The organism is Shewanella sp. A32 (genome assembly GCF_029167175.1).
In the GTDB taxonomy this organism is placed as follows: Bacteria; Pseudomonadota; Gammaproteobacteria; order Enterobacterales; family Shewanellaceae; genus Shewanella; species Shewanella yunxiaonensis.
In genome coordinates this window covers 45,590-69,209 of record NZ_JARFTS010000020.1, presented here as the reverse complement: position 1 = coordinate 69,209, position 23,620 = coordinate 45,590, and the positions used below count along the sequence as shown (strand labels likewise).

Genomic DNA, 23,620 nt, shown 5'->3' with positions numbered 1-23,620 from the left:
CCCAATCAGGTGCACAATAGAAAAGGCCAGCTACGGGAGCTGGCCTAAAAACTGTCAACCTATATTAGGACGAGACAGATGTGACCGATTAAACTTTTAAATTATGCAGTTTTTCCGCTACTAATTGGCCACGCCAACCTTGTAACAACAATGGATTATCGCCTTGTTTGGCGTTCCACAACCAGCCCAGATACTCATTGATATGACGCTTGGACCCCAACATTTCTAATGGAACGTCTTCTTCCTGCGCGATCTGCTCAAGGCATCCCTTAAGCGTTTTGAATGCGGTTTTGTATTCAGGCTTTAACGCCAGTACATCCACCGGATCGGGTAATCGAGAGTAGTCAGTATCTGCAATGATGTTAGCAACATCTTTAGCATGAAAGCGCTTTTCCTGATCTGTCAGTTCTTTCAGGCGCATCACATCATTCACCGTCCGAGGTTGCTTTTTGGCAAGTGCAATCAACGCGTGATCTTTCATGACAAATCCGAGCGCCAGATCTTTTTTCATCGCTTTATCCAGACGCCAAGCGGCCAACCCTTTAAGTACGGCTAGTTCCATTGTCGACAACTGGAAAGCGTTTTTCACTTTCAGATAGGCGGTTTCCCGGTCAGGTGGTGTCAACCGCCCTTCCGTCATTCTGGCACTTTCTTCTAACGCCCATTGATAACGTCCCTGCTGTTCCAGTGTCTGTTTTAACTCAGGGAACAGCCGATAGAGGTAAAGCACGTCATTAGCGGCATAAACCAACTGAGACTGGGTTAGCGGGCGGCTTATCCAGTCGGTACGAGATTCCCCTTTATCCAGCTCCACTCCGAGGTATTGCTGTACCAGCTTAGCATAACCGAGTCCATGTCCTTGCCCAGCAAGACCTGCTGCAATTTGGCTATCCAACAAAGGCGCAGGCTGTATGCCACCATCATGGGCAAATACTTCTAAATCTTCGCTGCAGGAATGCAATAGTTTGGTAATGTGAGGGGCTGTGAGTAATTCCCAAAAGCCGGATAGGTCTTCTATCGCCACCGGATCGATCAGTGTCAAAGTGTGGCCATCATAAGCCTGGATCAACCCAAGGCGGGCATAATAAGTACGCGTACGCACAAACTCGGTGTCCAATACCAGCAACTCACTTTGCCGATACTGCTTCAGCACTGGTGCCAGCGCAGTGCTGCTATCAACATACAGATAATCTTGCAAATCTTACTCCCGGGAATCCTCTGCAACAGCTATAAAAAAACCGGCTGATGCCGGCTTTTTTAGATACTCAGGCGCTTTTCGCTTCGTCCCGGAGTTCCCTGCGCAGGATTTTTCCCACATTGGTTTTTGGCAATTCATCGCGGAATTCTACCAGTTTCGGCACCTTATAGCCCGTTAAATGCTGACGACAATGTTGAATTAACGCTTCTTTAGTAAGCGACTTATCTTTCGCCACCACAAAAATCTTCACCTGTTCGCCACTTATAGGATGTGAGACACCTACTGCTGCAACCTCAAGAACCCCAGGATGCATTACCACCACCTCTTCAACTTCATTGGGAAACACATTGAAGCCAGAAACCAGGATCATGTCCTTCTTACGGTCTACCAAATAGAAAAAGCCTTGAGGATCCATATAACCGATGTCACCGGTCGCGAGCCAGCCATCCTTATCGATAACCTTGGCCGTTTCTTCAGGACGCTTCCAGTAGCCCACCATCACCTGTGGTCCCTTCGCAAAAAGCTCACCGGCTTGCCCTTGCGGCAACGGGTGGCCATCGCTGTCACGCACTTCAATCTGGGTAGATGGCATGGGTAAGCCAATAGATCCGTTATAGCCTTCGAGGTTGTAAGGCGTACCTGCAACGACTGGCGATGCTTCGGTCAGACCATATCCTTCCAGCAATTTGGTTTTAGTCAGTTTCTGCCACTTTTCTGCCACTGCGCGCTGTACCGCCATACCGCCGCCGACGCTCAGCTTCAATCGTGAAAAATCCAATGTGGCGAATTCAGCGTTGTTCAGCAGTGCATTAAACAAGGTGTTCACACCCGTCAGTGCTGTAAACGGAAACTTTTTCAGCTCGGCAATAAAGCCAGGAATATCGCGCGGGTTGGTGATCAGTAGGTTTTGTGCCCCTTTATGCATAAACAAGAACAGGTTAACCGTCAGGGCGAATATATGATATAGCGGCAACGCGGTAACCACCTTTTCTATGCCATCAGTCAATAATGGCGAGTAAGCGCCGTTAGCCTGTAAGACGTTGGCGACCACATTACCGTGACTCAGCATTGCCCCTTTAGAGACCCCTGTCGTCCCCCCGGTATATTGCAGAAATGCAATATCATGACTTTCAATCACCGGCTTTATATATTGCTGATGCTTCCCCACGCGTAAGGCTTTACGCATCGATATCGCACCGGGTAGTGAATATTTGGGGACCATATGCTTGATATACTTCACGACAAAATTCACTAAAGTACGTTTTGGTACGCCCAATAAATCACCGATACCACTGATGATGACGTGCTTTACCGGTGTTTGAGCTACCACTTGCTCTAGGGTATTGGCAAAATTAGACACCACCACAATCGCTTTGGCTTCGCTGTCTACCAATTGGTGTTTTAATTCTCTGGGGGTATATAAAGGATTAACGTTGACCACCACCAAACCCGCCCGCAATATGCCAAAAATGGCAATTGGATATTGCAGCAAGTTTGGCATCATAATCGCGACTTTATCGCCTTTTTTTAATTTGAGTTCATTCTGCAAATACGCAGCAAACGCGCGGCTGCGCTCCTCAAGCTTACGGAATGTCAGATTAGCCCCCATGTTGACGAATGCAGATTGATCAGCAAATCGATTTACTGTCGTTTCAAACATCTCTAGCAATGACTTAAACTGACCTGCGTCTATCTCTGCAGGGACGTCAGCGGGTAAGCTATTAATCCAGGGTTGATCCACAAATCTCTCCTAACATCCAGCATCAGCACGCAACATCACTGTTGTCGTTAAGGCCCATAAAGGGCATACACTGAGTTAAATTCTTATTATCTGAAATCAAAGTCAGCTCGACTTTGAATTTTTCCACTCGGCAAACGCAAAATCATACAAGCGTTTGAATTTTGATCATCATCACACACTTTTTAGGGTTTGCCTAGCCCCCGGTCACGCTTTTACAATCATCAAGGAAGTCATTGATGACTAAGGCAACTTTAGCTGAATTTTCCATATGCAAATGATGATTTCCGGTCAATTGCACTTTAGTCAAATCCAGATACCAAGGGCTAATTTGGGGGAGTAACTCCGCAAGCGAAGCATACCCTTGGGTGCCCGTCAGTAACAGTGACGGCACCGCAATTCCACGCATTAACTGTTCAACTTGAGTAAAGCTTAGGCGCTGTGGAGAATCAGTCCGTAACCGCGGATCTGTACGCCAATAGCGACCATAAACATCCTCTGCCGTATTACGCTCAAGAATTAAGCGACACCAGTTTGGCGCTAAGCCAGTAAGCCGATGCCGAGCATCAACAGCTTTTTCTAGATCACAATAATGACGTGCTTCAGCCGCTTTTTGCTGAGTCTGTGAAAAACTTTTACGCATTCGCGCATGGAGGCGGGAAATGTCTTCAAACAACGGAGCCAACGCTTCTATTAACACTAGAGCGTTAATCCGTTCGGGGAAGGTCGCAGCATAAGCACTTGCCACAATGCCGCCTAATGAATGGCCGACCAAAGTTACCGCTTGCTGTTTGGCCACCACATTTAGCAGACGATGCAAGTCATAAAGATAATCCACCCAGTGCAATGGATAACATCCAGGACGCCAAGGTGATAAACCATGACCCGGCCAATCAATCGCCAATATGCGGTAATTTGCCTGTAGCTGCTGAGCCAATGGTGCAAAACTGTTAGCGTTATCTAACCAACCATGTAATGCAATCAATAAGGGCTTGTCACCACATCCCCAATATCTGGCGGCGATCATCTGGCCATCCAGGTCAATGACCCCATTTTCAGGGCCCGAAGACTGCCATAATTCCATGGTATTGTCAGACGATCCTTTAATTTCCCGATGTTTTGGCGCTGTTAACTTTCCTCGGCGCATTAAAAACAATCACACGCCAGCATAAATAAAATGCCCCCAGACCAACAGCGAACCACAGCATCACCCAGATAACTGACGGGATCATGGTCAAATCCGCCAGCAATGAAGCATCCCCACGCTGACCGAGTCCCAATAAAACGGCCGGACTGGCGAGAGCATTGAGCATGACAATCAAGGCAACCAAGCGCAGACTGCCACGTAATAAGGTGTTATATGTCAGCTTAAGTGGCAGTAAAAACAACACCGCCAAGCTCGCCATAATGGCAATGCTCAGAATATCTCTCGCCCATAACAGTAATGTCAGCAAAACGACAATACCCAGTGCCAAATAACTTTGACGGATACCGCTTCGCAGACAGGACATCAGAAACAGTAATGCCCCCCAGAGCGCAGCGCCGGTATAACCACTAAAACCGATTAACACCGGCCAGCCACCCTGACTAAAACACAGGCCTGACCCATCCGGAAATAATCGAATATGACTTACCACACCACCAGAAATAATCGCGGCTATCCCATGAGACAATTCATGGAAATAACTTTCCAACCAATGGAAGGGCAAAGATATATAAGGCAAACGGGACAGCACCAATGCCAACAGTAATTCGACAAAAAACTGTTTCTTGCCGGGGACTAAGCGCCCAGAAGATTCAACTAACTGCGTCTCAGGCATAAACATCAACGCCAACCATCTGCGCAATACTATCGCGCTGTTCGGCGTACTGAGTCAAAAGATAGGTGGAAATGGCACTAGAGCTGGCCGATGTATCCTGTTCATATTCCACTTTTGCTTGATATTTGGCATCGACCAAATCGTGGTCAATATCAACAGCTGACGTTTCTATTGCGGACGAAGATGCAGCGGGATTGACGATTTTTTCACGAGGTTGAGATACCGGTCGATTACTGGCGACAGCCTGCGACAGATCGGGCGTGTTGTTCAGTGAAACAGACTGAATACTCATGGCTGCACCGCCAATTTACCTTTTATTCAATAGAATTATGCCCTTCCAGGCAGTTTCTTCCAGGCAACCGTATCTCGCAAATATACAGGAGCCAGTTCATCGACAGCGGTTGCGTTACCGCTATACCATTCGTGAACAGCCAGGGTAAGCATGGCACTCGCATCAGGATATTTCACGCTTTCCAATAAGGTCAAGTTATCGATGTTAAGAATAAGATCCGGATAGGTTTCAAAACCGCTACCACAGGCAAATACCGACGCAGCATCATTAAATGGCGACACCAACGCTTCAGGAGCGGTAACTTGCTCCGCACCAATCAACACCGCTAGTCCTTCCTGAGCTTCAAAACACCCCCAATAGATCTCCCCCATGCGAGCATCAATCGCACTGATAACATAACGCGCATTAGCTGTTTCAATGGCCTTCTGTGCCATCGCTGCCAACGTTGAGATACCAACAACCGGAATATCCCGTGCTAATGCCAGTCCCTGAGTCATAGAAGTACAAATACGAATGCCGGTAAAACTGCCAGGCCCACGACCATAAGCGATGAGACCTACATCCGCCATGGATAACTTTGCGTGGGTCAGCAAACCATCAATCATCGGGAGCAAACGTTGGCTGTGTTCTCTTGGGGCATCTTCTGCAACTGACTCACGACCTTCTGGCCACAACAACGCGGCAGAACACAGTTCAGTACAGGTATCCAGCGCCAGAATCACTGCTGGCAACGTTTGATTAGCATTCATCTATTGACCTCGACTGCCGGACATCCAATCATGCCAGCTGATTTTTAACGGCGGCGATCATACCACCAATCCCCGATAAGCCAAGTTTAACAGGCCATAAAACCGGCTTAAGCCCGACGCGCTGACTATATAGTTCACAAATTGCGCATATACATTGACCTGCCACAGCTATCACCGGATGTTTCGTGATATGTTTCAAAGTATCATTAACTGTCTAACAGTTATGCTCTGGCTAATTTTCCGGGGCGATTGGCGAACTTTGGATAATATCGTTTGCCATAGTGACAAGCCTCATCAGCAAACAAAGGAATTTTCATGTCTGATCAATGTAATCACACTCATACTTTCAAAACCCCGCTACGTCGCTTGCGCCGTCTGCGTACTTCTGAAGCTATGCGTGCTATGGTCCGGGAAAACTTTATTTCTCTGGACGACCTGATCCATCCGATTTTTATTGAAGAAGGCATTTCTGCTCCAGTTGAAATCCGTACACTGCCTGGCATCAGCCGTTTCCCGGAAACCATGTTGGAACAAGAAATTAAGGAACTGCAAAAGCTGGGTGTTAAATATGTAATGCCTTTCGGGATCTCTCATCATAAGGATGCCGTGGGTAGCGACACTTGGAATGATGAAGGTTTGCTAGCACGCATGGTGCGCACCATTAAGCAGACTGCACCAGAAATGATCGTCATTCCTGATATCTGTTTCTGTGAATACACAGATCATGGCCATTGCGGCGTGATTGAACACATTCATGATGATGTACACGTGTGCAACGATGCCACCGTTGAAAATCTGGTAAAACAGGCGATCTGTGCTGCCAAAGCAGGTGCCGATATGCTGGCCCCATCAGCCATGATGGATGGTCAGATCCGCGCCATGCGTGATGGCCTGGACGCTGCAGGTTATGAAAACGTGTCCATTCTCGCTCACTCAGCAAAATTTGCTTCCGCATTTTACGGTCCATTCCGTGAAGCCGTGGCCAGTGAGCTGAAGGGCAACCGCAAAGGTTATCAGTTGGATTGTGCCGACGGTCGCCAAGCCATGGTGGAAGCGCTGCTGGATGAAGAAGAAGGCGCCGATATCCTGATGGTAAAACCCGGGACACCATACCTGGACGTACTGGCTCGCTTACGTGACCGCACGGATCTGCCATTGGCGGCTTATCATGTGGGTGGTGAATACGCTGGGATCAAGTTTGCCGCATTGGCAGGTGCACTGGATGAACGTGCCGTGGTCACTGAAAGCTTTATCGGTTTCAAACGTGCCGGGGCCAGCCTGATTGTCAGCTATTACACCAAACAGTTTGCTGAATGGCTAGCGGCTGATAAAAACGCTTAAATTATTAATCAATTAATGCTCGTAAAAGAGGAGGCCAATGCCTCCTCTTTGGCTTGGATGATCTTTCATAACCGCAGCATCATTTAGTGAACACGCACAAGTATCCCGCTGATTGCTAGTTATTTTATCTCGTGCAGAAATTTCATCGCCTTGGCAAGATCTCGGGTTCTCGCCGTCGGTGGCAGCGAATTCAAAAATGCACTGCCATACGGCCGATTGACAATACGGTTATCGCATAGGATCAACACTCCGCGGTCGTGTTCATCACGGATTAAACGACCAAAGCCCTGCTTCAATGCAATCACCGCCTGAGGCAGAGAAATATCATTAAATGGATCACCACCGCGCCGGTGCAGTTCAGCAGCACGAGCACGATAAAGATTATCATCCGGCGATACAAACGGCAGCTTATCGATAATCACGCAGGACAGCAGATGACCGCGGACATCTACCCCTTCCCAGAAACTGCCAGTGCCCAGCAATACCGCATTACCAAGTTGTCGGAATTTTTTCAGTAAACTCTGTTTACCGGCACTGCCTTGCACCAGTAACGGAAAATTACAGCGCCCGCGAAGTTCTAACGCCACACGCTCCAACATCCGATGGCTGGTAAACAGAATAAACGTACGTCCCTTCGCGGCAGATATCGCCTCTAAGCAGATACTGACCAGTCGCTGCAGCTGATAATCGGAGTCGCTGCGCACATCTGCCAGTTGTCTTGGCACACAGAATAATGCCTGTCGCTGGTAGTCAAAGGGGCTATCAAGGATCATCTCGCGGCAATCTTGCAATCCCAAACCAACAGCAAAATGTCGTAATTCACGATTCACCTGCAGCGTTGCCGATGTAAACACCCAGCGGCAATCAGCATTAAATAGTTGTTGGCATTCCCGAGTGACATCAATCGGAGCCATTCGTAGTAACGGCAGACGTCCGGTTAATTCCAACGAATAGGCTGCACTGGGATTATCACAATCAAGGAATTGCTTTAACTTAGTAAGATACTCCAGCCACTTTTCAAAACAATCATCTAACAGCTCACTGCGGCCAACGTGCGCTAACAATAGCCGTTGCAACGCCTGAAACTCTTCCAGTAACTGCCAGCTACGCCCTGCAATGTTTTTATCGGCAAGTAACACGCGCCAGTCACTCTGCGCTGTCTGCAAACACTCCTGAACCCAATCGGTTAAACGACTCATACAGCGACGTGCCAGTTCTCCGAGTTGACCAGTATCACGTAGTTCATTGAGATACACATCTTCTATACGGCCCAACAGTCGTTCCATTGCCCCCAAAGACAACTGTTGACCAAAATAACTTACAGCAATATCTGGCAGTTGGTGCGCTTCGTCAAACACCAGCATGTCTGCTTTGGGGAGTAACTCAGCAAACCCGGTATCTTTTAACACCCAATCAGCAAAAAACAGATGGTGATTAATCACGATGATTTTAGCGTCTAAGGTTTTTAATCGGGCGTTACGGGTAAAACACTGCTCATAAAATTCACAACGTTTGCCAATACAGGTTTCACGGGTGGAGGCGACTAATCCCAGTGCCGGCGACTGCTCAGAAACTGTGGCAATCATGCCTAAATCCCCATCAACGCTGGCAGTCGCCCATTGTTGCACCCGCAACAGATCGTCCAGCGTTTGTGCCTCAAGACTTTGGGCGCCATCCAGTTGCTGTTGCAATCCGAGTTGACACAGATAGTTATTGCGGCCTTTTAGCAACGCCACTTTCGGGGCGATATCCAACATCCTCAAAAGCGCCGGAATATCTTTATAGAACAATTGCTCCTGCAGATTCTTACTGCCGGTGGACACAATCACCTGCTTACCAGAGAGCAATGCAGGAATTAAATAGCCGAAGGTTTTGCCCACGCCAGTCCCTGCTTCCAAAACCAGTTTACCTTTAGGGCTGTCAAGGGTGTCAGCAACCGCTTGCGCCATAGTTAGCTGCTGGGGCCGAGGTTTATATCCTTTAATCCCTTGTGCTAAGGCGCCTTCTGGGGAAAAAGCCAATATGACTTCTTTAAGCAAACGGCTAATGATCTGGCTCCGAACATTGCTAACGGCATAAGGGTGCATTATCCCCGAACCACCCAATTCAGCAAGTCTATCCACCATATCCGTGTTAATGCTGCAAAACTTGGAGTGCATGATGATGCAATTTAAAAAAACGTGAATTAATGGTTGCAAATGGCAAACAAAGGGATTAGTTTAAAGCCCATCATGACATGCCCTTTATGCCGGTGTGTCAAACAGAACCGAATTAGGATTGAATTAATGAAACAGCTCCAGACTGCTATCCACCATCACCATCATAAGCGGTAGCCTTCGGAGCTGACTGCCGAAGGTGCTATTCCTTCTGGCGGTTGATTCAAACGACTTAACACCCCCGGAAGGAATTCCGGGGGTGTTTCGTTTTAAACGTTAAAATTTTTGAATCAACAATCAGGAAATAGCCAGAATGACTGCATCAAACCGATTAAGAATTGCCATACAGAAATCCGGACGTTTGTCCGAAGAATCTCAGAAACTGCTGAAAAAATGCGGTGTTAAGTTCAATGTTAATGAACAACGGTTGATTGCTCACGCCGATAATATGCCTATCGATCTGTTGCGTGTACGCGACGATGATATTCCTGGACTGGTCATGGATGGGGTGGTGGATCTTGGCATCATTGGTGAAAACGTTCTTGAAGAAGAAGAGATTGAACGCCAAAGCTTGGGAATGCCATCAGAATACCAGAAGTTAAAACAATTGGATTTCGGCGGTTGTCGCTTATCGTTGGCGGTCCCTAAAGAGTTCACCTATCAGGACGCGTATTCATTGGAAGGATTGCGTATCGCAACCTCCTACCCTAACCTGCTTCGCCGCTTTATGCAGAATAAGGGCATAAATTTTCGGAGTTGTCTGTTAAAAGGCTCGGTAGAAGTGGCACCTCGTGCCGGACTGGCTGATGGTATCTGTGATCTCGTGTCGACAGGTGCCACTTTGGAAGCTAATGGTCTGTACGAAACCGAGGTCATTTACCGTTCAATGGCCTGTATCATTCAATCACAACAACCACAGTCTGACGAAAAGCAGCAGTTAATTGATACCCTTTTGAGTCGCATTAACGGCGTGATCCGAGCGCGTGGCAGCAAATACATTCTGTTGCACGCTCCCGTCGATGCCCTGGAACAAATTGTCGCGTTATTACCTGGCGCCGAAAATCCAACGGTACTGCCGTTGAAAAACGACACCTCCCGCGTGGCAGTGCATGCTGTTAGCAGTGAAGATCTGTTCTGGGACACCATGGAGCAGTTGACCTCGTTGGGTGCCAGTTCCATTCTGGTAATGCCGATTGAAAAAATGATGGGGTAATAAATTATGCAAACCCTCAACTGGAACCAGCTTGATGCAGACGCCAAAGCCGCAGCGTTAAAGCGTTCGCCACTGGTCGGTGATAATGCACTCGAGCAGCAAGTTGCCGACATCATTGCAAATGTTCGCAAAAATGGTGATGCCGCCCTGCGTGATTACAGCCGCCGTTTTGACAAGGCCGAGATCCAAAATATCCGCTTATCCGATGCAGAGATCCTTACGGCCTCTGCGCGTGTCAGTGATGAGTTGAAAGCGGCTATCCAAGTCGCAATGGCCAATATCCGTCGCTTTCATGAAGCGCAGAAACCCGCCACGATTGCACTGGATACCCAAGCCGGGATCCGTTGTGAACTCCACACTGAAGCGATTGAAGCCGTCGGCCTGTATATTCCCGGTGGCAGTGCGCCACTGATATCGACAGTAATGATGCTGGCGTTGCCTGCCAGTATCGCCGGTTGCGAGCGTCGGGTGCTGGTAAGCCCGCCACCGATCAATGATGCCATCGTGTACGCTGCCACTGCCTGCGGCGTGAATGAAATCTACCAGGTTGGCGGTGCCCAGGCGATTGCTGCACTGGCATTTGGTACCGAATCAATTACTCCGGTGGACAAGATTTTTGGTCCGGGCAACCGTTATGTGACTGAAGCCAAAAGCCAAGTTTCTCGGGACAACCAAGCCTGTGTCAGCATTGATATGCCTGCGGGTCCATCCGAGGTATTAGTCATTGCCGATGCCAAGGCCAATCCAGTGTTTATTGCCGCAGACTTGCTGTCACAGGCTGAACACGGCCCAGACTCGCAGGTAATGCTGGTGACTGATAGTCAAGCAGTAGCAACCGCAGTCGCACAAGAGGTTGAACGTCAGTTGGCAACGTTGCCGCGCGCTGAAATCGCCCGGAAGGCGCTGTTTTGCAGCCGAACACTGCTCGTTAGCGATATGCAGCAGGCGGCAGAGGTATCAAACCGTTATGGCCCGGAACACTTGATCCTGCAAACACAGCAACCCCGAGAAATACTCAAGCGTATTCGTGCCGCCGGTTCAGTGTTTGTCGGCCCCTATACGCCAGAGTCTGTCGGTGATTACGCCAGCGGCACTAATCACGTGTTACCCACCTATGGCTATAGTCGAACAGTTTCCAGCTTATCGTTAGCGGACTTCTGTCGCCGTTTCACCGTACAGGAACTTTCTGCACAAGGGCTGCAAGGATTAGGTGATACAGTAATGACTCTCGCAGCTGCCGAACAATTAGATGCCCACAAAAATGCAGTGGCGTTACGCCTGGCAACCCTTAACGCGGATGGAGAAGTACGATGAGTGAGGCGACGTTAAATCTGGCACAGCGACTGGCTCGTCCTGAACTTTTAGACCTTGAGCCTTATCAAAGTGCACGCCGCATCGGTGGTCGAGGCGATATCTGGATCAATGCCAATGAAAGTCCATTTAATCGAACAGATTTACCAAGATTAAACCGTTACCCAGAGTGTCAGCCACCCGCATTGATTGCCGCCTACAGCCGCTATGTCGGCATCGATAGCAAGCACGTTGTGTGCAGTCGTGGCGCGGACGAAGCAATTGAGCTGCTTATCCGAACCTTCTGCATTCCCGGTAAAGACAGCATTGCCTTATTCGGTCCCACATATGGCATGTATAGTATCAGCGCCCGTACTTTTAATGTAGGGGTGGTATCAATGTCGCTGACGCCGGAGTACGGTTTGCCCGACGATCTCAGTGCGGTTAAAGGTTGCAAGCTGGTGTTTATCTGCAACCCGAATAACCCGACCGGAACGCTAATCCGCCCCGAAAAGATTGAAAGTGTGCTGCAAACGTTACCCGAGCAGCTAGTCGTAGTTGATGAAGCGTATATTGAGTTCAGTCCAGAATACTCAGTGGTAGCACTGCTGGATAAGTACCCTAATCTGGTGATCTTACGTACACTTTCGAAAGCTTTTGCATTGGCCGGTGCGCGTTGCGGTTTTACGCTGGCATCAGCAGATGTTGTCGCCATGATCATGCTAGTGATTGCGCCATATCCCGTACCTTTACCCGTTTCAGTGCTTGCGGAACGCGCCCTTAGTGAAGCGGGATTGGACAATATGCGTGCCGATGTGCAGTTGCTGATCCAGCAAGGACAACGTTTAGCCGATTGTCTGGAACAACTGGGGGCTAAAGTGCTGCCCACTGGGGCGAACTTTGTGCTGGCATATTTTGATGATATCCAGAGCGTGGCCCAGGGACTAAAGGATGCTGGCATCGTTGCCAGAGCTTACAAAGATCCTCGATTGGTAGATGCCATTCGCTTTAGTTATAGCGATGAACGCGAGACTGACTTAATCATTGCAGCATTGAAAAAAATACTAAACTAACCGACCCTACACAGATACTGGACAACCGGTACAAGGTAAGCCCATGAGCCAAAAGATACTTTTTATTGACCGTGACGGTACGCTGGTGGAAGAGCCGGCCATAGATAAGCAACTCGACCGACTTGACAAGTTGGTGTTTGAACCACAGGTGATCCCGGCGTTGCTCAAATTGCAGAACGCTGGCTTTAAACTGGTGATGGTGTCCAATCAAGATGGTCTGGGAACAGATTCATTTCCTCAGGCAGATTTTGATGCCCCCCATAATCTGATGATGCAGATTTTCAACAGTCAGGGGGTGGCATTCGATGATGTGCTCATCTGTCCACATTTCCCCGGAGATAACTGCAGTTGCCGTAAACCCAAGCTGGGCTTGGTAAAAGATTATCTCACCGGCGGTAAAATTGATTTTACCCGCTCAGCCGTGATTGGTGATCGGGAAACCGATATTGCACTGGCTGATGCCATGGGCCTTAAAAGCTTCAAATATCAGCGTGGCGTATTAGGCTGGCAACAGATTGCTGATGAGCTGTTGTCGCGCCACCGCACCGCCAAAGTGGTGCGAACCACGCGAGAAACCGATATTCGTGTCACTGTCGATTTGGATAACCCTGGTCACAACGACATCAATACCGGGATCGGCTTTTTTGATCACATGTTGGACCAGATTGCCACCCACGGTAATTTCCGTTTGAGTGTGCAGGTTAAAGGCGATCTGCATATCGATGACCACCACAGTGTGGAAGATACCGGATTGGCACTAGGCGATGCCCTACGGCAGGCATTGGGTGACAAACGCGGCATTGGTCGTTTTGGTTTCAGCTTGCCGATGGATGAAGCCCGTGGCGAATGTTTACTGGACCTTTCTGGCCGACCTTTTATTAAATTCAACGCTGAATTCAACCGTGACAAAGTGGGCGAACTGGCCACTGAGATGGTACCGCACTTTTTCCGCTCCTTTGCGGACGGGTTACGCTGTACGCTGCATATTGGTTGCGATGGCGATAACGAACATCATAAGGTTGAAGCCTTATTTAAAGCTTTGGGCCGCGCACTAAGACAAGCCATTCGCGTGGAAGGCGATGCACTTCCCTCAAGTAAAGGAGTCTTGTGATGAGCGAAACTGTCATTATCGATACCGGATGTGCCAATCTGAGTTCAGTGCGTTTCGCGTTTGAACGTTTGGGTGCCGATGTCAGTGTCAGCGATGATCCTGCGGTGATCCAAGCAGCCACCCGAGTGATCCTGCCCGGCGTGGGTAGTGCGCCGGCAGCGATGCAGTCAATCCGCCAGAAACAACTGGTGGAAGTGATCCAGGGCCTGACGCAACCGGTGCTTGGCGTTTGTCTGGGCATGCAACTGATGACTGAATTTTCCACAGAGCGCGGTGAAAAAGACGAAGACACTCAGTGTCTGGGCTTAATTCCCACCTCTGTTCGTGAACTCGATACCCAGCAACTGCCCACACCCCACATGGGGTGGAACCAGCTGTCGCCCGTAATCATAAATCAGCAACCACATCCGTTATTTGCTGGCATCAGCGAAGGTGACTTTGTCTATTTTGTGCATTCATTTTGCGCGCCTGTCAGCGATTACAGCATCGCCCTCAGCGAGTATGGCGAACCGTTTAGCGCGGCAATTGCCAATGGTAATTTTATGGGCGTGCAATTCCATCCAGAAAAAAGTGCCGCCGTTGGAGCCAGAATCCTGCAGAACTTTCTGAAAATGACCAAGGAAAGTCTTAGTGGAGGTGCGGCATGATTATTCCGGCAATTGATCTGATTGATGGTCAGGTGGTGCGCCTGTATCAGGGCGACTATGGCCAACAGACTACATTTGATTACAGCCCACTTGAACAATTGCAGTCTTATGAGCGCCAGGGTGCCAAATTACTGCATCTGGTAGATCTTACCGGTGCGAAAGATCCACAAAAGCGCCAGACAGCACTGATTGCCCGACTTGCGGCGGGACTCCAGACCCCACTGCAAGTGGGCGGCGGGATCCGTAGTCATGAGCAAGTAAAAGAATTGCTGCAATCGGGAGTCTATCGAGTCGTGATAGGTTCCTTAGCCGTTAAGCAGCCCGAATTAGTCAAACAATGGTTTGCGGAATTTGGCGCGGAGCGTATTTGTCTGGCACTGGATGTCAATATCGACACAGATGGCACTAAAGTTGTTGCCGTTGCTGGCTGGCAAAGCGGCGGCGGGAAAACGTTGGAATCCTTAGTGGCAGAATTCACTCCTGTCGGTCTCAAACACGCATTGGTAACCGATATCAGTCGAGATGGCACCATGACCGGTGCGAATAATGCGCTCTACCACGAATTGGCCGAAAGCTATCCCAATATTCAGTGGCAGGCCTCTGGCGGTATTGCATCACTGGCTGACGTTGCTGCGGTTCGCGACAGCGGTGCCAGTGGCATTATTATTGGCAAAGCGCTACTCACTCAACAATTTAGCGTCACGGAGGCAATCCAATGTTGGCCAAACGCATAGTTCCCTGTCTGGATGTCAAAGCCGGTAAGGTGGTCAAGGGCGTGCAATTTCGTAACCATGAAATTGTTGGTGACATCGTACCGCTGGCACAACGTTACGCTGCTGAAGGTGCTGATGAACTGGTGTTTTATGATATTACGGCCAGTGCTCACGATCGTACTGTTGATAAATCCTGGGTCAGCCGGGTAGCACAGCAGATTGATATCCCCTTTTGTGTCGCTGGAGGCATCCGTTCCATTGAGCAAGCACGGGAAATTCTGGCATTTGGCGCCGATAAAATCTCCATCAACTCCCCGGCATTATCGGATCCCAGTCTGATCCGGCGCTTACACGATGAATTTGGCCGTCAGTGTGTGGTTGTGGGTATCGACTCCTTCTATGACGCTGCCAGCGACAGTTATAAAGTGAAGCAGTTTACCGGAGATGAAGCCGCCACCCGCGACACTCAGTGGTACACATTGGATTGGGTGGAAGAAGCACAGAAGCAAGGCTGTGGCGAAATTGTCCTTAATGTGATGAATCAAGATGGCGTACGTCAGGGCTACGATATCAACCAACTATCCAAGGTTCGTAGCGTTTGTGACGTCCCATTAATCGCCTCCGGTGGTGCTGGTGCAATGGAACATTTTCGCGATGTATTCATTGATGCCGGTGTCGATGCTGCATTAGCCGCCAGTGTGTTCCATAAAGGTATTATTCCGATCCCGGAATTGAAACAGTATTTGCGCAACGCGGGTATCTGTATCCGCAATGACCAACCGCTGCAAGCATAAACAGGAAGTAACATGACTCAATCAGAAACCCCCTCTTGTACCATGACGCCAGAACAGCAGCAGACATTGCTGAATGAACTGGATTGGGATAAACAACAGGGTCTAGTGCCTGCAATCGTGCAGGATTTTCACTCCGCAAAAGTCCTGATGCTGGGCTATATGAACCCGGAAGCACTGCAGACCAGCTTTGCTAAAGGCCTGGTAACCTTCTACAGCCGCAGTAAACAACGGTTATGGACGAAAGGTGAAACCTCAGGTAACCATCTGCAACTGGTATCCATTGCCATGGATTGCGACCGTGACACATTGTTGGTTCAGGCAGTACCGACCGGTCCTACCTGCCATAAAGGCACCGATAGCTGCTGGGACGGCGAAGTGCATCCTTTTATGCATCAACTCCAAGAATTAATTCACGGCCGCAAAAATGCCGATCCATCCACCAGCTATACCGCGTCACTGTTTGCCCGTGGCACCAAGCGGATCTCACAAAAGGTAGGAGAAGAAGGCCTGGAAACAGCACTGGCGGCAGCGACGCATGACAAGTTTGAACTGGTCAATGAAGCTTCTGACCTGATCTACCACCTGTTTGTACTGTTGGAAGATCAGGAGCTGTCATTGGCAGACATCAACGCTAATCTGGCGTTACGCCACCAGAAAGCCGGCAAGTAACCCGCTAAAAACGACAAAGGCGATCTATCAGCGATCGCCTTTTTGCTATTCAAGCAGCTTTTTCAGGCCGCAACTATCTGTTGTTGGGCTCGCAACGCAAACAAACGATCGTGCATAACCTTGATGGTCTCGAATTTTTGCAGCGACTTCGTGTCACTCAACATGCATTCCTGATCCAACATCATCACGGTAGAGGCTTGCAGATTTGTCTCGATTACCAATACCAGAATACGTTCACCACGGCATTTCACATTGAATAATTTACCGGCTTCACTATAGACACATACATCACTGCTTTCAAAAAACCAGGACTTCGGCATTTGTGGCTTTTGTAGAAACCGTGCGGCGGTAGCATTCAATGCCAATTGAACCAGGCAAGCATCAGGCAATGACAAACGCTTGCTCAGGCAATCCAGTAATTCAATATAATATCTGGCATGGTCCACATTGAATTCGAACTCACTGAGTGCATCTGGAATTAACGTCTTGGATTTGTAAGGGGTTAGAAATTCTAACTCTGAGCCCAGGGTTATACCCAAGACCCCATATGAGTCATCATATTTCCATTGCCAGCAACTTTCAGGCATTAATAACATAGCGTAGTCCAACCGACTTTTATTATTATGGAAAGATAGTAGATGATATTTTATCCAATAGCAAAATATAGTTTAAATATTTTGCACTACTTTTCAACATTAAATATTTAAGATCGAAAGATTAAGTGAGATCGTAGATATAAAAAAGGATCGCCACGCGATCCTTTTGATCAATTATCGCTCTTTACGATCTTATTTTTTATTTCTGGATCGATATGCTTCTACAATATCTCTAATCAGTTTTGGTCCCTGATAAATAAAGCCAGAATAAATCTGAATTAATTGTGCCCCCGCATCCAGTTTGGCCATCGCATCTTCAGCACAGATAACGCCACCACAACCAAGTATTGGCACCTGCCCTTGCAAGCAATCCGCCAGTTGTTTAATCACCTTGGTGGATAGCTCATTTAATGGCTTGCCGCTCAAGCCACCTGTTTCATTTGAATTAGCCAAGCCACTCACGCCATCACGACTTAATGTTGTATTCGTCGCAATAACGCCATCAAACTTATTTCTGATCAGTGCATCGGCTATTTTCTCAATTTCATCTTGAGATAAATCAGGTGCAATTTTAAGTGCTACTGGAACATATTTCTGATATTTGTCAGCTAATGCTTTTTGCTTTTCTTTAAGACTGGCTAACAAATCTTCCAACAACTCACCATATTGCATGGTGCGTAGTCCGGGAGTATTGGGTGATGAAATATTAACCGCAATATAGTCTGCATATGGATAAACTTTATCCATACAGATCAAATAATCATCTTTGCCCTGTTCGACGGGGGTGTCTTTATTTTTACCAATATTGACCCCGACCACAGCTTTAGATTTACGCGCCAGTAAATTTTTAACCAGATTATCGACGCCTTTATTATTAAATCCCATACGGTTAATAATCGCTTTCGCAGGCTTAATACGAAACAACCGCGGCTTATCATTACCTGGCTGAGGCCTCGGTGTGACGGTTCCCACCTCGATATGGCCAAATCCCATCGCAGCAAAAGCATCGATTGCTTCCCCGTCTTTATCCATCCCGGCAGCCAGTCCCACTGGATTAGGAAAGGTTACGCCCATAAATTCCACTGGAACCGGCGCAATATCTTGGGCATAAAAACAGTTCAAAGGGTTGTTTGCAGAGGCCTTTAGGCCAGTCATAGCGAAATTATGGGCCACTTCCGGGTCCATCTGAAACATCACCTTTTGCGCGATTTTATAAAACATGTGTTCTCCTAGACCTAAAAAAAGCCCCGGCAAATGCCAGGGCTCTTGTTGTTATTATATATTAACCATGCCCTTCACAATGCAAAATCAGCAGGTTCAGTTCACGCAGTGCCACAGAGAACTTGGCGAACTCATGAACACCTGATGTTTTGAAGTCAGCCAGCATCAGGAACCAACGTTCCAGCAACAGCTGATGACCTTCAATCCACTGGGCGATCACCACTTCTGCATCGCATTCAGTCGCACAACTTCTCAGAACGACAGAACTGAGTGAACGTTGCTGCCAGTCCAGATCTTCGCGGAACGCCGCCCTAGCCAAGACCTGCCAATGGTTAGACGCAGGCTGAGCATTAATCTGTTCCAGGAACCAGTGCAATTCAATGCGCGCGCCAAGCTTGTAATAAGTCTCAGCAACCAGCGCAACAGTTTTGTTCTGCTGCTGTACTATCTGCGCAATGTCCAGAGTACAGAACAGTGTGCTCATCTTACCCACCAAACTCGCTACTGCTGTGGGTACCGCTTCGCGCTCCAGCGCTGCGATTTCGTCAGCAATGCCCTGCCATTCACCTTCCTGGAGGTAATGGTGAAGATTATCGCGCAGATCTTCAAACACAGGTTTGAAGAAAGCAACATTCTGTTCAACATTCAGATTGCGGTTACGGTTACGTAATAACCAGCGGGTTGAGCGACGCATGTTACGACGTAACTGATGCAACATTTCACTTTGCACCACGGCCGGAACCACGCCATTCAGGTCATCAATCGCCTGAATTAATTCACCCATACCGAATATTTCTCTAGCCATAGCGTAACAGATGGCAGATTCTGCAACTGAGGCACCAGTCTCATCCTGCATACGCTGAATGAAATTCATGCCCATTTCGTTGACGAGTTCATTGGCAAGTGAGGTAGCGATGATCTCACCACGCAGCGGATGAGTGCCCATCTTGTCGGCATACAGTTTCTGCAGTTTCTGTGGGAAATACGCCACCAGTAACTGACTCAACCAAGAGTCCTCGGTCACTTCCGGTGTAACCAACTGCTCTTTAAGCAACATTTTACTGTAAGCCACCAGCACAGACAGCTCTGGACGAGTTAGGCCACGGTTGTTGGCCAGTCGCTCAGTCAGTTCCTCTTCAGATGGCAGGAACTCCAGCGCACGGTCAAGCTTGCCTTCTTTTTCCAAGTAATGAATGAAGCGGATATGCTCTTTCAGCTGCTCAGCCGCATGTACCTGTGTAACCGACAAGGTGCGAGTCTGCTGTTCACAATCCTGAATCACGATATCAGCCACTTCGTCCGTCATTTGTTCCAGCAGGCTGTTACGTTGTTTAACCGTCAGATCCCCTTCTGCTACCAGGCTGTTAAGCAGGATCTTGATGTTAACTTCGTTATCGGAACAATCCACGCCACCAACGTTGTCCACAAAGTCGGTATTCATGCGACCACCATTGGCGGCGTATTCGATACGACCCAATTGGGTACAGCCGAGGTTACCGCCTTCACCGATGATCTTTGCCCGAACATCAGCACCATTAACCCGCAACGCATCGTTTGCACGGTCACCAACATCTGCATTGGTTTCATGGCTGGATTTTACATAAGTACCGATACCACCATTCCATAACAGATCCACTGGCATTTTCAGCAACTCTTTGATGAGTTCGCTTGGAGTCATGGATGCTTTATCTGTCGCCAGCATAGTTTTCATTTCTGGGGTCAGATTGATGGCTTTAGCACTTCTGAGGAAAATACCACCGCCCTTGGAGATCAACTTACGATTGTAGTCATCCCAAGTGGAGCGCGGCAGATCGAACAGCCGTTGCCGTTCCACGAAGCTTTTCGCCGCATCCGGTGTCGGGTCGATAAAGATGTGCATGTGGTTGAACGCCGCCTGCAAGCGAGTGTGTTCAGATAACAACATACCGTTACCAAACACGTCTCCCGCCATATCACCAATACCGACGCAGGTGAAATCGCTAGTCTGGCAATCAATGCCCACTTCGCGGAAATGCCGTTTAACAGATTCCCAGGCACCCTTAGCGGTGATCCCCATTTTCTTATGGTCGTAACCATTAGAACCACCAGAAGCAAAGGCATCTCCCAGCCAGAAGTTATATTCCAGCGAAATCGCATTAGCGATATCGGAGAAGGTTGCGGTACCTTTATCGGCGGCGACTACCAGATAAGGGTCATCATCATCGTGGCGCACTACGTCAACAGGCGGAACCACCTCTTTATTGACGATGTTATCAGTAATATCCAGCAGACCGTGGATGAAGATCCGGTAACATGCCTGACCTTCTTGGAACACGGCTTCACGGCCACCGTCGGTAGGCATCTGCTTGCAGACAAAACCACCTTTGGCACCCACAGGCACGATTACGGTGTTTTTCACCTGCTGGGCTTTCACCAGACCGAGGACTTCAGTACGGAAGTCTTCACGACGATCGGACCAGCGCAGGCCGCCACGGGCAACGCGCCCACCACGCAGATGCACCCCTTCAACCCGCGGGCTATAAACGAAAATTTCGTACTTAGGCAGCGGTTTTGGCATTTCAGGGATCAAATCTGGAGAGAACTTAAAGGAGATATAATCCTTTGACTCTCCCGCAGCATCGAGCTGATAGAAGTTAGTTCGTACGGTGGCATTAATCAGTGCCAGATAACGACGAATAATACGATCATCGTCCAGGCTTGCCACGTCTTCTAAGCGCAGCGCAATCTGCTCTTCAAACTTACTGGTAGTGCGGGTTTTCAGCTTCGGATTGAACTTACGGATGAACATTTTCACCAGCGAGTCAGCAATCTGAGGGTAACGGCTGAATGTCTCTTCGATATATGCCTGACTGAAAGTGGCGTCAATCTGACGCATATATTTGGCATAGGCACGCAAAATCGAGACTTCGCGACCAGACAGGCCGGTAGCTAACACCAAACGGTTGAAGCCGTCATCTTCCAGTTTCTTCTGCCATACCAGCGACAGCGCATTTTGAAAGCGGTCCTGACTATCAGTCAGATCTTCAGAAGCTGACCGCTGCACCGTCATCAGGAAGTCGAGGATCCAGAAAGTCTTGCTATCGGTGGTTGCTACTTCGTAAGGACGTTCGTTGATCACCCGCAAACCAAAGTTTTCCAACATCGGCAATACATCTGATAACGGGATCGGCTCGTCTTTGTGGAACAATTTCAGACGCACAGTGCTACTGTTAACTTCCGCTTCCTGTGGTTGATAAAACAGCATGCCAAGTTTGTGTTCATCATCTAACGCTTCCAACTGACGAATATCAACTACCGCGGAGGTAGGCAGCACATCGCCCTTGTAGCTTTGCGGGAAAGCGGAATCATAGCGTTTAAAGTAACGGTTACCCTGTTCTTCGCCAATGGCACTGACCAGAGCATTTGCAAGTTTGTCGTCCCAGGAACGGGCGGCTTCGATTAGGTTGTTTTCTATAGCAGCCACGTCTACATCCACATCATTGTTATTGTCTACTTTCACGATGTAATGAGTCCGACATAAAGATGATTCGGAGAAATAAGTAGTGAATTCTACTTCCTCATTACTCTTAAAGGTTTGCGCTAAAATACGCTGAGTATCCTGTCTGAGCTTAGTGTTGTATCTGTCTTTGGAGACATAAACCAGGCAGGAGAGAAAACGTCCAAAGGCATCTTTACGGACAAACAGTTTCAGTTTGTCACGGTCCTGCATCTCCAGCACGCCATGTGCAACACTTGCCAAATCTTCCACAGATGCCTGAATAATTTCATCGCGCGGCAAATTTTCAAGGATATTCAGCAAGGTCTTGTAATCATGAGAACGCGGGCCTAGTCCAGAAAGGTCCATAATCCGCTGCACCTTGTCAGCCAACAGCGGAATAGAGCGCGGACTCCGGTTGTACACATTGGAAACGTACAAACCCACAAAGCGATCTTCACCGATAACATTGCCTTGCTTATCAAAACGCTTGATGCCGATGTAGTCCACGTAGGCAGGGCGATGCACTCGGCTCTTGGCTGAGCCCTTGGTCAACACCAATAACGAACTATTAAGGGCTTCACGGCGGGCCGTTTCTGATAAGGATGACAGCATCAAACCGTGTTCTGGTTGTTCTTTCCCAGGTTTGCTCATCAACCCCAGGCTGGAGGTCATATCAGGGACTAACTCGACATCACCAGCAACTCGGCGCAATTCATAGAAACGGTAACCCAACAACGTGAAATGATGATCGTTGAGATAACTCAGGTAATTAACCGCTTCTTCGAGCTCTTTAGCATCGCCGGGGAATGGCCGTTTTGGCAGCTCAGCGATGATATTAGCGAGCTTTTCTGTCATCGGCTGCCAGTCTTTTACCGCAGCAGAGACATCATGAAGCACAATTTCGATCTCTTTTTCTAGATGCTTGATATCTTTTTCACTGCTCTGACGGTCAATTTCTATCAGGAACACTGCCACTTTATCAGAGTCTTCACGACTGCCTTTAACACGAGTGACACCAGTGATCTGATCTTTTTTTCGTTCAATTGCCAGAGGGGTGTGCAGCATCATATGAGAAGTGATACTGAGGCGTTTCAACGCCATCCCTAATGAATCAACCAAAAACGGCATGTCAGGCTGCACAATTTCGATAATTGTGTGGGACGATTGCCAGCCGTGCTTGGCTTGGGTGGGGTTAAAAACTTTCAGGTGAGTCTGTCCAACAGAGGTGTTAGACAGCGAATTCCACAAACTCAAAATAGCCCCATAAAGATCACTATCAGTACGGGCGAGCAAATCGTCTTTCGACATGTGGGCATACAGACAGGTAGCAAATTGCTCTACCTGAAGAGCTTGGGCTTTTGGAACTTTGGAGTGAATGAGATTAACTACATTCTCCAGTAACACTGAGGGCATTGAGTCTTTCAAAGCCATGATGATATTTCCTTAAGCGTCTATAGCTGCGCTTTTTTGTATTTAGGGTGCTTCTGCGAGCGACCTGGATCACCCAAAATTGTGACCTAG

At 48.4% G+C, this 23,620-nt stretch carries 19 protein-coding genes; 9 read left to right on the top strand and 10 right to left on the bottom strand.

Going from position 1 to position 23,620, the window contains the following annotated elements; translation table 11 throughout:
- Positions 1-88 precede the first annotated feature (88 nt).
- From rnd to tsaB, 6 genes are all read right to left on the bottom strand, one after another.
- The gene (gene rnd / locus PY479_RS13630) at positions 89-1,198 is read right to left on the bottom strand and encodes a ribonuclease D (RefSeq protein WP_275484106.1); all 1,110 of its coding nucleotides are present in this window, start codon (positions 1,196-1,198) and stop codon (positions 89-91) included.
- 67 nt (positions 1,199-1,265) lie between these two features.
- On the bottom strand, positions 1,266-2,939 hold the full coding sequence (gene fadD, locus PY479_RS13625) for a long-chain-fatty-acid--CoA ligase FadD (protein ID WP_212593584.1): 1,674 nt from the start codon (positions 2,937-2,939) through the stop codon (positions 1,266-1,268).
- A 193-nt stretch (positions 2,940-3,132) separates the two neighbouring features.
- Complete coding sequence (locus PY479_RS13620) at positions 3,133-4,020, bottom strand: alpha/beta hydrolase (RefSeq protein WP_275484105.1); 888 nt, start codon at positions 4,018-4,020, stop codon at positions 3,133-3,135.
- Between the two features lie 19 nt (positions 4,021-4,039).
- On the bottom strand, positions 4,040-4,762 hold the full coding sequence (locus tag PY479_RS13615; RefSeq protein WP_275484104.1) for a M50 family metallopeptidase: 723 nt from the start codon (positions 4,760-4,762) through the stop codon (positions 4,040-4,042).
- Positions 4,749-5,048 carry a hypothetical protein gene (locus PY479_RS13610; protein ID WP_212593587.1) on the bottom strand — a complete coding sequence of 100 codons (300 nt, stop codon included), beginning with the start codon at positions 5,046-5,048 and terminating at the stop codon, positions 4,749-4,751. The genes PY479_RS13615 and PY479_RS13610 overlap by 14 nt, the downstream gene beginning before the upstream one ends.
- 35 nt (positions 5,049-5,083) lie before the next feature.
- On the bottom strand, positions 5,084-5,797 hold the full coding sequence (gene tsaB, locus PY479_RS13605; protein ID WP_275484103.1) for a tRNA (adenosine(37)-N6)-threonylcarbamoyltransferase complex dimerization subunit type 1 TsaB: 714 nt from the start codon (positions 5,795-5,797) through the stop codon (positions 5,084-5,086).
- 315 nt (positions 5,798-6,112) lie between these two features.
- Here tsaB and hemB point away from each other — a divergent pair, with 315 nt between their 5' ends.
- Positions 6,113-7,138 carry a porphobilinogen synthase gene (gene hemB / locus PY479_RS13600; protein WP_212593589.1) on the top strand — a complete coding sequence of 342 codons (1,026 nt, stop codon included), beginning with the start codon at positions 6,113-6,115 and terminating at the stop codon, positions 7,136-7,138.
- 119 nt (positions 7,139-7,257) lie between these two features.
- Here hemB and PY479_RS13595 read toward each other — a convergent pair whose 3' ends face one another.
- On the bottom strand, positions 7,258-9,225 hold the full coding sequence (locus PY479_RS13595; RefSeq protein WP_275484107.1) for an ATP-dependent DNA helicase: 1,968 nt from the start codon (positions 9,223-9,225) through the stop codon (positions 7,258-7,260).
- Between the two features lie 382 nt (positions 9,226-9,607).
- On the opposite strand from PY479_RS13595, the gene hisG reads away from it, so the two are divergent.
- Genes hisG through hisIE form a run of 8 tightly spaced genes read left to right on the top strand, consistent with a single transcriptional unit; the run spans position 9,608 to position 16,804 of the window.
- Positions 9,608-10,507 carry an ATP phosphoribosyltransferase gene (hisG, locus tag PY479_RS13590; RefSeq protein WP_212593590.1) on the top strand — a complete coding sequence of 300 codons (900 nt, stop codon included), beginning with the start codon at positions 9,608-9,610 and terminating at the stop codon, positions 10,505-10,507.
- 6 nt (positions 10,508-10,513) lie between these two features.
- Entirely contained in the window at positions 10,514-11,821 is a 1,308-nt protein-coding gene (hisD, locus tag PY479_RS13585) for a histidinol dehydrogenase (RefSeq protein ID WP_275484102.1), read from the top strand.
- Positions 11,818-12,870 (top strand): histidinol-phosphate transaminase, encoded by a 1,053-nt coding sequence (gene hisC, locus PY479_RS13580; RefSeq protein WP_275484101.1) that lies wholly within the window; start codon positions 11,818-11,820, stop codon positions 12,868-12,870. The genes hisD and hisC overlap by 4 nt, the downstream gene beginning before the upstream one ends.
- A gap of 43 nt (positions 12,871-12,913) precedes the next feature.
- The gene (gene hisB, locus PY479_RS13575; protein ID WP_275484100.1) at positions 12,914-13,981 is read left to right on the top strand and encodes a bifunctional histidinol-phosphatase/imidazoleglycerol-phosphate dehydratase HisB; all 1,068 of its coding nucleotides are present in this window, start codon (positions 12,914-12,916) and stop codon (positions 13,979-13,981) included.
- Positions 13,981-14,628: an imidazole glycerol phosphate synthase subunit HisH gene (gene hisH / locus PY479_RS13570; protein WP_275484099.1), complete on the top strand. Its 648-nt coding sequence runs from the start codon at positions 13,981-13,983 to the stop codon at positions 14,626-14,628. The genes hisB and hisH overlap by 1 nt, the downstream gene beginning before the upstream one ends.
- Positions 14,625-15,362: a 1-(5-phosphoribosyl)-5-[(5-phosphoribosylamino)methylideneamino]imidazole-4-carboxamide isomerase gene (gene hisA, locus PY479_RS13565; protein WP_212593595.1), complete on the top strand. Its 738-nt coding sequence runs from the start codon at positions 14,625-14,627 to the stop codon at positions 15,360-15,362. The genes hisH and hisA overlap by 4 nt, the downstream gene beginning before the upstream one ends.
- Positions 15,344-16,135 carry an imidazole glycerol phosphate synthase subunit HisF gene (hisF, locus tag PY479_RS13560; protein WP_212593596.1) on the top strand — a complete coding sequence of 264 codons (792 nt, stop codon included), beginning with the start codon at positions 15,344-15,346 and terminating at the stop codon, positions 16,133-16,135. The genes hisA and hisF overlap by 19 nt, the downstream gene beginning before the upstream one ends.
- Before the next feature lie 12 nt (positions 16,136-16,147).
- Complete coding sequence (hisIE, locus tag PY479_RS13555) at positions 16,148-16,804, top strand: bifunctional phosphoribosyl-AMP cyclohydrolase/phosphoribosyl-ATP diphosphatase HisIE (protein ID WP_275484098.1); 657 nt, start codon at positions 16,148-16,150, stop codon at positions 16,802-16,804.
- 62 nt (positions 16,805-16,866) lie between these two features.
- Here the strand turns inward: hisIE and PY479_RS13550 are convergent, their stop codons facing one another.
- The 3 genes from PY479_RS13550 to PY479_RS13540 all read right to left on the bottom strand — a co-directional run bounded on the left by PY479_RS13550 (position 16,867) and on the right by PY479_RS13540 (position 23,530).
- Positions 16,867-17,400: a cell division protein ZapC gene (locus PY479_RS13550; RefSeq protein WP_212593597.1), complete on the bottom strand. Its 534-nt coding sequence runs from the start codon at positions 17,398-17,400 to the stop codon at positions 16,867-16,869.
- A 192-nt stretch (positions 17,401-17,592) separates the two neighbouring features.
- Positions 17,593-18,621: a quinone-dependent dihydroorotate dehydrogenase gene (gene pyrD / locus PY479_RS13545; protein WP_212593598.1), complete on the bottom strand. Its 1,029-nt coding sequence runs from the start codon at positions 18,619-18,621 to the stop codon at positions 17,593-17,595.
- 61 nt (positions 18,622-18,682) lie between these two features.
- Positions 18,683-23,530 (bottom strand): NAD-glutamate dehydrogenase, encoded by a 4,848-nt coding sequence (locus PY479_RS13540; RefSeq protein WP_275484097.1) that lies wholly within the window; start codon positions 23,528-23,530, stop codon positions 18,683-18,685.
- Between the last annotated feature and the right edge of the window lie 90 nt (positions 23,531-23,620).